The organism is Pseudomonas sp. PONIH3 (genome assembly GCF_002934345.1).
Classification (GTDB): domain Bacteria; phylum Pseudomonadota; class Gammaproteobacteria; order Pseudomonadales; family Pseudomonadaceae; genus Aquipseudomonas; species Aquipseudomonas soli.
The window spans coordinates 448960-463387 of record NZ_CP026386.1 but is presented as its reverse complement, the minus strand read 5'-3'; the positions used below and the strand labels follow the sequence as shown (position 1 = coordinate 463387).

Annotated in this window: 15 protein-coding genes; 8 read left to right on the top strand and 7 right to left on the bottom strand. The window is 63.5% G+C overall.

The annotated features are described in order from the left end of the window. From C3F42_RS02015 to C3F42_RS02005, 4 genes are all read left to right on the top strand, one after another. Positions 1-1125: a carboxylate-amine ligase gene (locus tag C3F42_RS02015; protein ID WP_104443896.1), complete on the top strand. Its 1125-nt coding sequence runs from the start codon at positions 1-3 to the stop codon at positions 1123-1125. A gap of 143 nt (positions 1126-1268) precedes the next feature. After that, positions 1269-2174 (top strand): SDR family oxidoreductase, encoded by a 906-nt coding sequence (locus C3F42_RS02010; RefSeq protein WP_104443895.1) that lies wholly within the window; start codon positions 1269-1271, stop codon positions 2172-2174. 81 nt (positions 2175-2255) lie between these two features. After that, on the top strand, positions 2256-2393 hold the full coding sequence (locus C3F42_RS29555) for a PSPA7_2676 family Cys-rich small protein (protein WP_177182941.1): 138 nt from the start codon (positions 2256-2258) through the stop codon (positions 2391-2393). Between the two features lie 9 nt (positions 2394-2402). Then, on the top strand, positions 2403-3245 hold the full coding sequence (locus C3F42_RS02005; RefSeq protein ID WP_104443894.1) for a Ku protein: 843 nt from the start codon (positions 2403-2405) through the stop codon (positions 3243-3245). 21 nt (positions 3246-3266) lie between these two features. On the opposite strand, the gene C3F42_RS02000 is transcribed toward C3F42_RS02005, so the two are convergent. The 6 genes from C3F42_RS02000 to ligD are packed head-to-tail and all read right to left on the bottom strand — an operon-like array spanning position 3267 to position 9044. Further along, entirely contained in the window at positions 3267-3929 is a 663-nt protein-coding gene (locus C3F42_RS02000; RefSeq protein ID WP_038706113.1) for a glycosyltransferase, read from the bottom strand. Further along, positions 3926-4525, bottom strand: coding sequence for a bifunctional 2-polyprenyl-6-hydroxyphenol methylase/3-demethylubiquinol 3-O-methyltransferase UbiG (locus C3F42_RS01995; RefSeq protein ID WP_104443893.1), 600 nt, complete (start codon positions 4523-4525; stop codon positions 3926-3928). The genes C3F42_RS02000 and C3F42_RS01995 overlap by 4 nt, the downstream gene beginning before the upstream one ends. 10 nt (positions 4526-4535) lie before the next feature. Continuing rightward, entirely contained in the window at positions 4536-5291 is a 756-nt protein-coding gene (locus C3F42_RS01990; RefSeq protein ID WP_104443892.1) for a PIG-L deacetylase family protein, read from the bottom strand. Beyond that, a complete protein-coding gene (locus tag C3F42_RS01985) occupies positions 5288-6328 on the bottom strand; it encodes an acyl-CoA dehydrogenase (protein ID WP_038706116.1) in 1041 nt (346 codons plus the stop codon). The genes C3F42_RS01990 and C3F42_RS01985 overlap by 4 nt, the downstream gene beginning before the upstream one ends. Further along, positions 6328-6573 carry a hypothetical protein gene (locus C3F42_RS01980; RefSeq protein WP_023632239.1) on the bottom strand — a complete coding sequence of 82 codons (246 nt, stop codon included), beginning with the start codon at positions 6571-6573 and terminating at the stop codon, positions 6328-6330. Before C3F42_RS01980 ends, C3F42_RS01985 begins: the two co-directional genes overlap by 1 nt. Beyond that, positions 6573-9044 (bottom strand): DNA ligase D, encoded by a 2472-nt coding sequence (gene ligD, locus C3F42_RS01975; RefSeq protein WP_104443891.1) that lies wholly within the window; start codon positions 9042-9044, stop codon positions 6573-6575. Before ligD ends, C3F42_RS01980 begins: the two co-directional genes overlap by 1 nt. Positions 9045-9200: 156 nt before the next feature. Between ligD and C3F42_RS01970 the strand changes: the two genes are divergently transcribed. Together C3F42_RS01970 and C3F42_RS01965 are read left to right on the top strand one after the other, a co-directional pair. Continuing rightward, the gene (locus C3F42_RS01970) at positions 9201-9662 is read left to right on the top strand and encodes a phosphotransferase system, HPr-related protein (protein WP_094012203.1); all 462 of its coding nucleotides are present in this window, start codon (positions 9201-9203) and stop codon (positions 9660-9662) included. Continuing rightward, on the top strand, positions 9662-9892 hold the full coding sequence (locus tag C3F42_RS01965; protein WP_104443890.1) for a metallothionein: 231 nt from the start codon (positions 9662-9664) through the stop codon (positions 9890-9892). The genes C3F42_RS01970 and C3F42_RS01965 overlap by 1 nt, the downstream gene beginning before the upstream one ends. Positions 9893-10271: 379 nt before the next feature. On the opposite strand, the gene C3F42_RS01955 is transcribed toward C3F42_RS01965, so the two are convergent. Continuing rightward, a complete protein-coding gene (locus C3F42_RS01955) occupies positions 10272-11450 on the bottom strand; it encodes an integrase core domain-containing protein (protein WP_104443889.1) in 1179 nt (392 codons plus the stop codon). Between the two features lie 670 nt (positions 11451-12120). Here C3F42_RS01955 and istA point away from each other — a divergent pair. Both istA and istB read left to right on the top strand, forming a co-directional pair. After that, entirely contained in the window at positions 12121-13641 is a 1521-nt protein-coding gene (gene istA / locus C3F42_RS01950; protein ID WP_081273177.1) for an IS21 family transposase, read from the top strand. Further along, positions 13638-14378: an IS21-like element helper ATPase IstB gene (istB, locus tag C3F42_RS01945; RefSeq protein ID WP_064491510.1), complete on the top strand. Its 741-nt coding sequence runs from the start codon at positions 13638-13640 to the stop codon at positions 14376-14378. Before istA ends, istB begins: the two co-directional genes overlap by 4 nt. The last annotated feature ends 50 nt before the right edge of the window (positions 14379-14428 follow it).

Sequence of the window (14428 nt, the reverse complement as noted above, 5' to 3'; positions counted from 1 at the left end):
ATGGGGCGGCCCTGCACGTTCGGCATCGAGGAAGAATACCTGCTGGTGGCGCTGGACAGCGGGCGGGTGCTGTCCTCGCCGTCGGCGGCACTGACCCGCCTGTGCCGTAAGGTGCTGGGGGCGTGTTTCGCCGAAGAGATGTTCCGCAGCCAGATCGAGCTGGCCTCGCCGGTATTCGAGACGCTGCACCAAGCCCGCGCTTTCCTCAACGAGCAACGCCAGCGCCTGAGTCAGGCGCTGGCCGCCGAGGGAGCGGGCCTGTATTGCGCAGCAAGCCACCCCTGCGCCCAGTGGTTGCGCCAGCATCCACGCGATACGCCGCACTTTCGCCAGTTGTTCGACGACTACCGGCTAGTGGCCCGGCGCAGCTTGTTGAACGGTCTGCACGTGCATGTCGGGGTGCCACCGGGCCTGGATCGCATGCAGGTGATCAACCGAGTGCTGTACTGGTTGCCTTTGCTGTTGTCGCTCAGCACTTCGTCGCCCTACTGGGGTGGCCAGGACACCGGCTACATGAGCTACCGCCGCGTGGTGTGCGGGGAATGGCCGCATATGGGCCTGCCGGAACCGCTGCCGGACTGGAGCGCCTATGAGCGTTATCGGGCGCTGTTGCAACGCACCGGCACATTGGCCGAGGACGGCGACTTCTGGTGGGCGATCAGACCTTCGCGGCGCTTTCCGACCGTCGAACTGCGCATCTGCGACGGCTGCCCGCGGCTGGAGGATGCCTTGGCCATTGCCGGCCTGTTTCGCCATCTCGTCGAGCATGCGCTGGGGCGGCACGCTGGCGCCGCCAGCCGGGAAATGCGCTGGATCACCCAGGAGAACTACTGGCGCGCCATGCGTCATGGACGCCTTGCCACCTTCATTGGCGTGCATGAACAGCAACCGGTGAGTGCCGAAGTCTGGCTGACACAATTGCAGGCGCAATGCCCGGCCGACACTGCCGATGCCGAGCGCTCTTTCCTGCACGCCCGGCGCATCCTGCGCGACGGCAGCAGTGCCGATCGTCAGCGCCAAGCCTATGGGTTGGCGCGCGAGCAAGGCCTGGATGAGCGTTTGGCAAAGCGCAGCGTGGTCCGGCAGGTGATGGACGACCTTCTGTCGGCAACGGGCCCAGCTTGAGCAAACAATCCATCAGCCGGTTGCCTCGAAACTTGTGTGGTCCTCGTGCGGTGCCAGACGGCTTCCACGTGAAGAACAGGACCTGTATGCGGGCTTGCCCCGCGCCAGACATTACGCAGACATCACCCGAAGGAGTCCAGCCGATGCCCCGCAAGCCCCAGGACCAGTTCACCCTACAGAACCCCCTGACCCAATATCCGCATCCGCCTTTCCCCACCCAGCATCAACCCGCTCCAGGCCTGGATGCACACATGCAACCCAAGCCCGACCACGGCGAAACCACCTACAAGGGCTTTGGCCGTCTGGCCGGCCGGCGCGCACTGATCACCGGCGCCGATTCGGGCATCGGCCGGGCCGTGGCCATTGCCTTCGCCCGGGAGGGCGCCGACATCGCCCTCAATTATTTGCCGACCGAGGAGCGTGATGCCCGCGAAGTGGTGCAGCTTATCGAGGCCGAAGGGCGCAAAGCCGTGGCGTTGCCCGGCGACCTGAAGGATCCACGCTTCTGCAGCCAGTTGGTCGACCAGGCCCACGAGCGGCTCGGCGGACTCGACATCCTGGTCAACGTCGCCGGCAAGCAGGAAGCGCGCAAGGACATCGGCCAGATCAGCCACGAGCAATTCGACCATACGCTCAAGACCAACGTCTACGCGCTGTTCTGGCTTTGCCAGGCCGCCGTGCCGTTGATGCCGGCCGGGGCGACCATCATCAATACCGCGTCGATCCAGTCCTATCAGCCATCGGCCACGCTGCTCGACTACGCGACCACCAAGGCCGCCATCGTCGCCTTCACCAAGGCCCTGGCCAAGCAGGTGATCGAGCGCGGCATCCGGGTCAACGCGGTGGCCCCCGGGCCAATCTGGACCGTGCTGCAGCCCAGTGGCGGCCAGCCACCGGAGAAGATCCCCGACTTCGGCGGGCACACGCCGATGAAGCGCCCGGGCCAGCCCGCCGAGTGCGCGCCGTTGTACGTGCTGTTGGCCAGCCAGGAGTCGAGCTACATCACCGGCGAGATTTTTGGCGTCACCGGGGGCAATCCGCTGCCGTAGGGCAAAGCCGAATAAACCTTCCGCGCGCCGCGCAGTCAGTTCTAGTAAGCGCCCCGTCGAAGTGGGCCAGGGAGGTGGCTGATGAAACTCGTCTGCCTGCTGCGTGGCTGCCAATGGCGCAGCCAGTTGATCCGTGAAGTCGCCGGTCTGCAATGCCAGTGCTGCGAACGCTGTGGCGCGTTGCGCTACAGCCAGCCCGGCCTGTCCTCGAACGCATAGGAGCCAGCCATGGCCAGGGCTATCTGGAAAGGCGCTATCAGTTTCGGGCTCGTACACATCCCGGTGTCCCTCAACACCGCCGTGCGCAGTGAGCGAGTGGATTTCGACTGGCTGGACAAGCGCAGCATGGAGCCGGTCGGCTACAAGCGGGTGAACAAGGTCACCGGCAAGGAAATCGACAAGGAAAACATCGTCAAGGGCGTGGAGTACGAGAAGGGCCGCTACGTGGTGATCAGCGAGGAGGAAATCCGCAAGGCCCGACCCGAGGCGACCCAGACAATCGATATCTTCTCGTTCGTCGAAGCCGGGGAAATCCCCCTGCAACAGTTCGATACGCCGTATTACCTGAGCCCGGACCGCCGGGGCGGCAAGGTCTACGCCTTGCTGCGCGAAACCCTGGCCAGCACCGGCAAGGTGGCCCTGGCCACGGTGGTGCTGCACACCCGCCAGCACCTTGCGCTGCTGCGCCCGCTCGACGAAGCGCTGGTGATGATCACCCTGCGCTGGCCGGAGGAGGTGCGAGGGCTGGAGACCTTGGAGCTGGACAAGAGCGTGACCGACAGCAAGGTCGACAAGCGCGAGCTGGACATGGCCAAGCGCCTGGTCGAGGACATGAGCGGGCCGTGGAAGCCCGATGACTACCACGACGCGTTCCGCCAGACCATCCTTGATCTGGTCGAGGAGAAGGCCAGCAAGGGCAAGATCGAGACCGTGGAAAAAGGCGAGGGCGCCACGACGGAGAAGGGCGCGGACATCATCGACCTTACCGAGCTGCTCAAGCGCAGCCTGGGTGGCGGTGGCAAGAGCAAGGCGAAAAAGCCTGCACCGAAACGCCCACGCAAGGCGTCGTGATCCTGCGGAGTGTCCAGGTCTCTATGGGATCTGGCCTTCCAGGCCACTGAGGTAATCCCCGAATCCCTGCCGCGCCCGGCTGTCCCTGCGGCTGCTGGTCGCCACGCTGTGCCTGGCGGTCCAGACGATCTGCGCGCCGATGGCTTCCAGCGCCAGCACCAGTTGCACATCCTCGTGGGCCGGCAGCGGCTGAAAACCGCCGACCTTGGCATAGGCCTTGGCGCACACCCCAAGGTTGGCGCCGTGGATATGCCGATGGCCTTCCGTTGCCTGGTAGCGGCTGTGGTATAGCTGACGCAAGGCGGCACCCTGCCAGGGTTGCCAGCGCTCGATATGCACCGTGCCGCACACCGCGTCGGCATGCCATTGCAACTGCGACAGCAGCCAGTGGCCAGGCACGCGGCTGTCGGCGTCGGTGAACGCCAGCCACTGGGCGCCGCGCTCGATCATCCAGGCCGCCCCCAGGCGGCGGGCAATGCCGACATTGCCGGCTTCCAGCGCCAGCGTGTGCACGCCATGGCGCCTGGCGATGCGCGCGCTGGCGTCGGTACAGCGATCGAGCACCACCAGCACTTCGACCTCCAGGCCCGCGGCTTCGGCCCGCGCAGCTGCCACCCGCACGGCCTTCAGGCAGTGCCCGAGGCGCCGGGCCTCGTTATGGGCGGGAATGATCACCGCGATCATGGGCAGGTCTCGTCCAGGTCGACCACCCGGGGCTGGCACGACCAGTACTCGAGCAGGAAGTCCGCCTCCTCATGGCGCAACTGCGGATACAGCGGCAGGTGCCTGGCCAGCAGGGCGTGCACTTGGCCGCCGTCCTGCGGGCAACCGGCAATCGGATGGCGCCAGTGACAGGCCAGCAGTCCGCCGTCGCTGGCCAGGCAGGCCACGGACTGTTCGATCACCTGCAACCAGTCGGTGGGGTCTAGGTAGTAGCCGATCTCGCTGAGCACGATCAGGTCGAACTGCCCGCCCGGCCAATCGCCCGGCAGGTGCCCCTGTTCGACGCGGGCATGGTCGACCCCCGCCAGGCGTTGTCGGGCCAGCCTCACGGCAGTGGCGTCGATGTCCTGGCACAGCAGGCTGGCGCAGCGCTCGGCCAGCAGCACGCTCAGTTCGCCATTGGCGCAGGCCGGCTCGAACACCCGGCCGTAGCACTGGCTGGGCAGGCTGGCCATCACCAGGTCGCGCTTGCGGCGTTCGTACCAGCGGGTGCGAAAGGCCCATGGATCGTCGTTGCCGGCATACAGGTCGGCGAAATACTGCGCGTCGAGGCTCATGGCAACTCCATTACAGGAAGATCAGTTCGAAAGGCTGCAACAGGCAGGTCTGCAGGGTGACGGGCAGCACCGGAGGGTGCTCGCCGTCTGGCTGCAACTGGCTGGCGTGGGCGGCCAGGGCCTGGCGTTTGCGCGCCAGGCGGGTGTCGTCGAGCTGTACCCGATGGGCCTGGGGCCAGGGCAGGCGCGGGTCATCGGGCGTCGCCCAATGCCACGCCCACACCGGCGCCTCGGCCAGTTGCACCCGGCGGGCCTGAGCCGCCTGGGCAGCGGCGCGGCCGGCCGCTTCGTGGTCGCAGTGGCCGTCACCGCGCCAGGTAGTCAGCAATAGGTCGTCCGGTTCAAGCAGTTGCTCCAGGTAGTTGGCCAAAAACGCTTCGTCGCGGGGCAGGGCGCCGTCCTTGAGGTTCAGGCGCCGCCAGTCCAGGCGGTTGAGGTCCAAATCCAGCTGTTGCAGGGCGTGCCGGCTTTCCTGGGGGCGCTGGTGGCGCAGGCGGTGCTCGGTCCAGTGGGCGGAATGGGGATGGCTGCCTTCGCCGTTGGTGGCGGAAATCAGCAGCAGGTCCTGCTCGCGCCCATGGAAACCGGCCAGCAGTCCGCCGGCCATGAGGATTTCATCGTCCGGGTGGGGAGCCAGCAATACCAGGCGCCGGCCGGGGGGACAGAGCTGTTCGGGCTTGAGCCACCTGGCGCGGGCCAGGTGCGCGGATTGTTGCCATTCGCGCCAAGGGGTGCCGGCAGCCGCCTGGATACGGTTCTCGCTCATAGCTGCCAGGCTCCCGCCGGCATGCCGGTCACCTGCCTGCCGAGTTCGGCCAGGTCGCGTTCGGCATGGCTCTGTCGCAGGTACACCGGCAAGTCGGCGCTGAGCCGGGCGAAATGGCTGCTGCGGCAGAAGGGCGTGGCCCCCAGCGCCCTGCCGACATGGCGGATCACCTGCTCGACGGCCTGTTCGACCTGGGCGCGGGCGCGGCGCACTTCGAAGCTGGCGTCGGCATGGGGCTGCTGGTCGATCCAGGCGGCGCATTCGCGAAGGGCGGCACGGGCGCCGTACAAGGCGGCGTCCACCGCCCCCAGATGGGCATCGGCGTGTGGGTCGGGCCGAGGCATGCGGCAATGCTCGCGCAGGTAGTCGGCCAGGGCCTCGGCCGCGCCATACCAGCAGGCGGCTATACCGGCGCCGCCATGCCAGAATCCGGGACGAGCGAGGTACTGGCCGGGCAGTCCGATGGCCAGCCCGGGCGTGTCGTCGAATTCGATGCTGACGCTGGTGGTGGTGGCCATGCCCACCGCCTGCCACTGGTCGGCCTGGATGCGCTGGCTGGGGTGCGACAACTCGATGGCCACCAGCTGCGGCTGGTCATTCTCCCAGGCAGTGATCAGTGCCCGGTCGATCTGCAGCGCACCCGAGCACCAGGCCTTGCGCCCTTGCAGGCGCACCTGCCCGTCGTGCCGCTCGACGATGCGGGCACGGGCATCCGGCGGCTCGGCGGCCCACACGCCCCAGATCCCCTCCTGGGCATGATGGGCGGCGCCGCATTCGGCGAGGATCGCCAAGGCATCGGTATGGCCTTCATAGAGCTTGGCCAGGGTCAGGTCGCAACCGGCGACCCGCGCGAGCGTCTGCCAGCGCTTGAGGGTCTGGCCCTGGCCGGGCAGGGGCAACAGGTCGAGGTGGTCGGCCTGCATGGCCTGCAGCAGCTCCGGCAGCAAGGTGTCGAGGTCGATGGCCTGCGGGCGGGCGCCGAAGCGGCGCAGCAGGCGGTCGAGATTGGTCAGGTCGAAGTCCTGGACGATGCTCATCAACTTGGCTCCCCTTGGAGGTTTTTCTTCCAGCCACGCAGGTTCATGGCGCAAAGGCAGAATTGCAGGACGATCAGCGCCCAGGCCTGGATGTACCAACCCCACAGCGTCCACAGCAGGTTGCTGGCGATGAAGCAGCAGAAGCCGATGCGGCGCCGGCGCGGGCGTTGCGAGCCGATGCACCAGGCTGCCACCACGGTCAGCAGCATGGCGGGCCATTGCAACAGGTCGAGCACGCGCTCCATCAGGCGATTCCCAGCTGCTTGCGCATGCGCACGGTGATGGACTGCCGGGTCTTGGCCATGTCCGCCCAAGGGTCGTCCACCTCGGCCAGCCGCGCCTGCAGGTTACCGATGTGCCACTGGTTGGCGCCCTTGAGCTGGGTCAGCTCTTCGCGCCAGATCGGCACCGAAACCGGCAGGCCTTCACGGGCACGCAGCGAATACGCCGCGACCGTGGTCGCGCCCTTGCTGTTGCGCAGGTAGTCGATGAAGATCCGCCCGACCCGGTTCCTGGGCCCGGAGACGGCACTGAGCCGATCCGGGAACAGGCCCGCCATATGCTCGACGAGGGCATGACTGAAGTCTTTCACTTCATCCCAACCGGCGCGACGCGTCAGTGGCACCACCAGGTGCATGCCCTTGCCGCCGCTGGTCTTGAGAAACACCTTCAGGCCCAGTTCATCGAGCAGGGTGAGGGTCAGTTGGGTCGCTTCGAGCATGGCTTTCCAGGGCAGTGCCGGATCTGGGTCGAGGTCGAGGACGAAGCGGTCGGGCTTGTCGAAATCCTTGTCGGTGGCATTCCAGGTGTGCAGTTCGAGCATGTTCATCTGCACCGCGCCCAGCAGGCTGTCGGCGCGGTTGAGCACCATCGCCGCCTGGCCGGCTTGCGCCTTGCTGTAGCTGCGCACCGCGGGGATGTGCAGCTGGCCGGCGTTCTTCTGGAAGAACAGCTCGCCACCCAGTCCGTCCGGTGCGCGTACCAGCGCCACGGGGCGGTCCTTGAGTTGCGGCAGCAACCAGTCGGCGACCTGGGCGTAGTACTCGGCGACCTGGCGCTTGGTGCTGCCGGTGCTGGCGTCGACCACGCGGTCGGGGTGGGTCAGGCGCAGGCTGCCGAGGGGCTCGGCGGGTGTCTGCGCGGCGCGCTTGGCGGGCATGGCACGCTCCAGGTCGATGGCGGTGGCGGGTTTGTCGTCGCGCAGGCCGTGGAACACCGAGTGGCGCACGATGCCTTCGCGGGTCATCTGGGCGTAGGCGACTTCGGCCAGCAGTTGCGGCTTGAGCCAGTGCACGCCACGGGCCTCGGCGCCACGGGGCGGCTTGGGCAAGGCCGGCTTGTCGACTTCCAGGGGCTTGAGGCGCGCATGCAGGCTGTCCAGCGTGGTGGCGCTGAAACCGGTGCCGACCTTGCCGGCATAGCGCAGCTGGCCGCTGTCGGTGTCGTGCAGGGCCAGCAGCAGGGCGCCGAAGGCATTGCGGCTGCCTTTCGGGTCGGTGTAACCGACGATCACGAACTCCTGGCGCTGCTTGCACTTGAGCTTGATCCAGTCACTGCTGCGCCGGCCCACGTAGGGGCTGTCGGCGCGCTTGCCGATCAGGCCTTCGAGCTTCAGGCGGCAGGCGCTGTCGAGCAGCGAGTCGACCGGCTCGTTGAAGTCGGCGGAGAACTTGAGGAGGTCCGAGGGCGTGTTTTCCAGCAGCCGGGCCAGGGTGGCACGTCGCGCCTGCAGCGGTAGCTGGCGCAGATCCTCGCCACCCAGGTAGGGCAGGTCGAACAGGTAATAGGTGATGCGTTCGTCGTGCTCGGTGTCGAAGGCGTTCTGCAAGGCCTGGAAGTCGGCCACACCCTGGTCGTCGACCACCACCATCTCGCCGTCAAGCCACGCCGAATCAAGCCCCAGCGCTTTCAAGGCCTCGACCTGACGCGGCATCTTCGCACTCCAGTCGTGGCCATTGCGGGTGAACAGCCGCACATCCGCGCCTTCGATGCGGGCGAGGATGCGGTAGCCGTCGAACTTGACCTCGTAGTGCCAATCACCACCGGGCGGCGAATCGACCAGGGTGGCCAGTTGCGGCTGGAGCTGGTCCGGCAGGGCGGAGGGGCTGGCCTTGGCCTTGCGTTTGTTGGCAGTTGCTGTTTTCGCAGGCTGGCGCGGCAGCAGGGTACGGTCGCTAAGCACGCTGTTCGGCAAGGCTTCGACGATGCTGTAGTCGGTTTCGCTGCGGGCCTGCGCGTCGTGGGACTTGACCAGCATCCACTGCTCCTTCTTGCCGGCCAGGTGAGTGCGGAACAGGTTCCAGACACCTGACAGCTTCTCGCCCTGCAGGCGAAAACGCAGCTTGCCCTTGGCGTAAGCCACGCGCGGGTCGCCCTCGGGCTCCCAGATACCACGATCCCAGACGATCACGTCACCGGCGCCGTAGTGGCCTTCGGGGATATTGCCTTCGAAATCGGCGTAGTCCAGCGGGTGATCCTCCACATGCACTGCCAGGCGGCGAACCTTGGGGTCGAGCGAGGGGCCCTTGGGGATGGCCCAGCTTTTCAAGGTGCCATCGAGCTCCAGGCGAAAGTCGTAGTGCAGGTGGCTGGCGTCGTGTTTCTGGATGCAGAACTGCAAGGCATGGGCTTTGCCCGTGCGGCCGCGTTTGCCGGCAGGTTCGGGCGTGGCGTTGAAGTCGCGCTTGCGCTGGTACTCCTGCAGGGGCTTGGGCATGGCGGGCTCCGGACGGTTCGCGGGGTCTCTAGTGTGGGAGGCGAGGGGGCTGGGCGGAGTTCAAAAAAAGCGTTGGCAGGTGCTATCTGCAGAAACTCTGAATCATTGGCTGGCCGGGGCAGTCGACTGGATGAGCCCACAAATCGGAGAGCGATCATGCCCATCCCCGAAGACCCCAAGCCGACGGTCGAGATCGACGACACGCAAGACCGCATGGGCAGTGTCCATGAGCTGGATTTCAGCGAACGCCGCGATGAGCGCCGGGGCCGTATTGGCGACGAGCGACCGGCGCGGGAGGTGGAGGAGGAGTATCCACCGAGACGCGTTGCCGAAAGTGGCATGACCGGTGGCGAGGCGCTGAGTGACAGCCTGCACGAGGACAATGTCACCCTCGATGACCTGAGCCCTGACACGCTGCTGGACGAGACCGGTGCCCGCGATCCGGATGAGCCGGGCATGGCGGGCGGTCCGGCGGACCAGACCCTGCGTCATGTCGAGGCCCACGAGATTGGTGGCGGCATTGGCCTGGACGAGGCCGAACTGGCCCGCTCGGCGCCGTTGGACGGCGAGCCGTGGACCGACGAGGTCACCCCTGAAGACGAGCGGAGAGAACGCTGATGAACGATCAACGTTGTTCCTGCAACCACTGTTCCTGCACCGTGGATGCCAATGCCGTGGTCCAGGATGGCAAGGCTTACTGCTGCGAAGCGTGTGCGACGGGACACCGTAATGGTGAGCCTTGTCGCATGGGTGATTGCAAATGTGGGGAGGTGAGTCAGCCGAAGGAGAGTAATGTCGATAACGCGTTGGATGAAACTTTCCCGGCGAGTGATCCTAGTTTGCCTTGATATTTTTTTATACAGTAGCCCTGTCGCTAATTAATACGAGGATAGGGCTGCTGCTCAATAAAATCACATGCCTTAATCCACACTAAAACCTTCCGCTCTTGCTCTTGCTCTTGCTCTTGCTCTTGCTCTTGCTCTGCTTTTGCTTCTAAGTGCGCGATAGTTCAGGCGACACAAATTGCGACTTCAGGAGGCCGAACGCAGGTCTTGCGGATGGAGGTGACGGGCATGGATGCCCGTCAAGCGCTGCGCCCCAGGATGGGGCGTTCAGCGCGGTCCTCCCGGGAGCAAGGCCGGAGTGAGGGGACCCCGGAGCGAAGCGTAGGGGCCGGATGAATGGAGCGATGTACGGATCACCCACATGGGTTACACAAAAGTTCACTCACATAGGTGACGACACCTTGAGTGTTACATAACCATCAGTGGCATCCCGCACATCGACTCTGCCAAGGATGATGGGACCGAAAATAACATCCCAGACGCCATCCCCAACCTGCTCCAGTCCAATGGTCTGGTGCTTGAGCACATAACCTACGTAGATCCTCAAGCCCCGGCGATTGATGATGCCGGAGCTATCAGCCGGCAAGCTCTCGATATGACTGGGATAGGTCATTTCGGGGAGCTTTTCAGGGAATGGGCGTGGAGATGGCTGGTAGCAAGACGCCGGTGTTTTCTGCTTCAGCGCTTCATGCAAGCGCTCGTGATTGTAGTGCTGCCGAAAGCGATCAAAGTGCCGTTGTTGAGCCTCCCAGGCCACTGCCGGCGGCGATGGGAGCGTGCTTTTGAGCGTTCGATGCATGCGCTCGTGGCGGCCATTTTGTTCAGGCCGACCAGGCGCAATGCGCTCGGGAATGATGCCTAGACGCAGCCACCAGATCGACAGCTGAGAAAGTCCCGCACGCCCCTTACTGGCAAACGGCACACCGTTATCGGTACGAATCCGCTCAGGCAAACCATTCTCTCGGAACACTTGGGTGAAAACGGCCTGGGTTTCCAGCAGGTTGGTATTGGGCATGCTGTGGCAGGCGAGCAGGAAACGACTGGCGTGATCCATGATCGTCAGCGGATAGCACCAGACGCCTGCACCTGTCAGAAATTGACCTTTGTAGTCCGCACTGAACAGCTGGTTAGGCGACTCGGCCTTCTCCAGGGGCTTGGGATAGACCGCTACACGCTGACGTAAGCGGCGTGGTTTGACCAATTGGGCTTTCTTGAGGATGTTGTAGATCGCTGTCTTCGAGGGCGGCGCCTGATCAGGGAAACGCTCCTGCAGCGCAGCCTGGATCTTTTTCGGCCCCGGTTCCGTTTCGCCTCGGCTGCGCAATTCGATGATGGCTTCGCGAACTGCGGCGGGTACGACCCAATCCTGGTTCAACCGGCGGCGGCTGCGTTCTTCCAGCCCCGAAGGCCCCTCTTTCTCATATCGCTCGACCCATTTGTAGCCGGTCTTTCGGCTGATCTCGTAGGCCTGGCACAGGGCGCTGAAGCTGGGCGGCCCCTGCAGGTAATCCGCAATGAAAAGCATTTTAAGGTCCATAGGTTTCAGCTCTCGCCAAGGCATGGTCAGATCCTCGAAAACCGACCCTGCCAGTTAAAGACTGTTACCTATGTGCGTGAACTGATTTGTAACCCATGTGGGTGAGTCATACCGCGAGGATTTTTTGGTTCCTTTTTGATCCTTCAAAAAGGGACCCGCCGTAAGGGCGGAAAGGTGATTATGCGTCACCATCGCAACTGAATGCGCATATAACTTTCAAAACACACACTGTGTAAGTCAAAGTCAAAGTCAAAGTCAAAGTCAAAGTCAAAGTCAAAGTCAAAGTCAAAGTCAAAGTCAAAGTCAAAGTCAAAGTCAAAGTCAAAGTCAAAGTCAAATGCGGTTGGTGTGGGTTTTTACAGTTGTAAGCGCATTCATTGGCTATACTGACGCATAGTCACCTTTTCGCCCTTACGTGAACTGACCCCCGAAAGTTGGACACCTGATCCCCAACCGGAGGGTGTTCCATGACGAAATACAACCTGGCACTCAAGCAGATACTCATCGAAGAGTGCCTTTCTGCCCGCAGTGTTCATGAGGTGGCGCTCAAGCATGACCTGAGTGTTAATGGCCAATTAAACTGACCCACCTCTGGCCAACAATTTTGACCCACCCATAGTGGCATTGGCCACCGACCATGTAGCGTCACCCGCCTTATGCACAGGCCGGGGACAGATCATTGAAGGAGTGGGTTGTGATTCACAAGATCAAGGGGTTGTATGACCAGGGCCGAGGCCTGTCGGTCCGTGCCATCAGTCGTGAGCTGGGGATTTCCCGGAACACCGTACGCAAGTATCTCCACCTGGATGAGATGCAGATCAGCGCTACCATTGCTGACCCTTCACGCACCAAGGTGCTCGACGAGCACCGCGATTATCTGATTAATCAGTTGGGTCAGTTTCCAGCCCTGAGCGCAGTCAAGCTGGCCCGTCGCCTGAGGGAGCGCACCACCGAGCTGGCGGTGTCAGACCGGAGCATTCGCCGCTATGTGCAAGCGCTCAAGCAGCAGGTTGCCAGTGGCCAGTTGCGCTATTACGAGCCGGTCGTTGAGTCAGTGCCTGGCGTGCAGTGTCAGGTCGACCCCGGTGAGCTGCGAGGCGTCATGATTGGCGGCCTGGAGCGTGTCGTTCATTTTGTGGTGTTTGTGCTGTCCTGTTCACGGCTGATGTATGTCGGTCTGAACTTCCGGCCGCTGGATACCGAACGGTTTATCCAGATGCACGACGAGGCCTTCCGCTACTTCGGCGGCGTCACCGAGGAGTGCATCTACGATCAGACCAAGATGGTGGTGATCAACGAGCAGTACCGTGAGCTGACGCTGAACCAGCGCTTCCACCAGTATGCGACTACCGTCGGGTACCGCATCCATGCCTGCGAGGGCTATGACCCGGAGAGCAAGGGCAAGGTGGAGGCCGGGGTCAAGTACGTCAAGCGTGACTGCTTCTACGGCGAGCACTTCCAGGACGAGGCCGCCGTCCGACAGCACCTGAATGATTGGCTCGAGACTGTCGCCAACGCACGCGTGCACGGCACGACGGGGCAGCATCCAAGAGCGCATTTCGAGGCACTGGAGCGTAGTCAGCTCAAGCCCTATCTCGTCCCGCAGAACCTGCTGCACGTGGCGCCGACAAGGGAGACCCGCAAGGTCGACAAGACCGGCTTGATCTCATGGCAGGCCAACAAGTACTCGGTACCCATGGCCTGGCAGCAAGCCCGTGTCGGTGTCAGCGCACAGGACAACCAGTTGCTGATCCATGACCTGGAGAGCGGTGAACTCATAGCCACCCATGACCTGTGCAAGGCCAAGGGCCGGATGATCAAGAACAACAACCATTACCGAGACCATGCCCAGCGCATTACCGACCTGGAGCGCGGCATCGACTCGATCCTGCCCGATGCCCTTGGGGCAACCCTGTGCCAACTGCTCAAGCGTACTTCGCCGCGTATCTACAAGGATCAGCTGGTTGCTGCACGCGACCTGCTCATGGCCCATGCGCCGGTTGATACGGCGTTGCTCGGCGAGTTGTGCGAGCGCAGTGAACTGACCGCCACCGGGCTCAAGCGCTACCTCGAAGCATGGCAGCAAGCCAAGGCGCGGGGCCGGATCATCGGCGACCATGACTATGCGCCAGAGGCCGGTAGCCAGGTTAGTCACGCCGACCTGAACGCTTATGCCCGCATTGGCCAGTCGACTGGCCACGGGGTGACCCAATGAGCCTGCTCGACAGCACTATCGCGCAGTACCGAAGCCTGCGCCTCAGCGCGACCGCGGGTGAGCTGGCCACCCTGCTGGCCAGAGCCGAAGCCAATGAACTGTCCTACCTGAGCTTCGCCCAGTCACTGGTCGAGCATGAGCTTAACGCCCGCTCCAGTAGCCGCGTAAGCCGCAACCTCAAGCAGGCGCAGTTCCCCTCGGAGAAGCATCTGGAGGCCTTCGATTACCGGCACCAGACCACCATCACCAAGCGCCAGGTCAGCACCTTGCTGGACTTCAGCTTTATCGACAACCGCGACAACCTGGTGTTCATCGGACCACCGGGTGTGGGCAAGACCCACTTGGCCATTGGGATTGGCCACAAGGCGGTTCAGGCGGGCTACAAGGTGCTGTTCCGCACGGCTCTGGCGTTGGTCGAGGATCTGGAGCTGGCGGAAATGAAGGGCGAGCTGAAGAAGCGCCTTAATCAGCTGAGCAAATACGACGTGCTGATCATCGATGAGCTGGGCTACCTGCCGATGACGCGCCAAGCCCGGTACAACCTGTTCCAGTTAATCAACAACCTGTACGAGTACCGCTCGGTCATCCTGACCACCAACAAGGACTTCACCAGCTGGGGCGAGTTCTTCCATGACGACAACGTGGCCGTGCCCATCATCGACCGCGTGATCCACCATTCACACATCTTTATGCTGGGAGGTGAGAGCTATCGTTTGAAGCAGAAAACCGGCGGTTAGCGGTGAGCAAGTGGGTCAATTCTATTGGCCAAAAGTGGGTCAAAATTAAT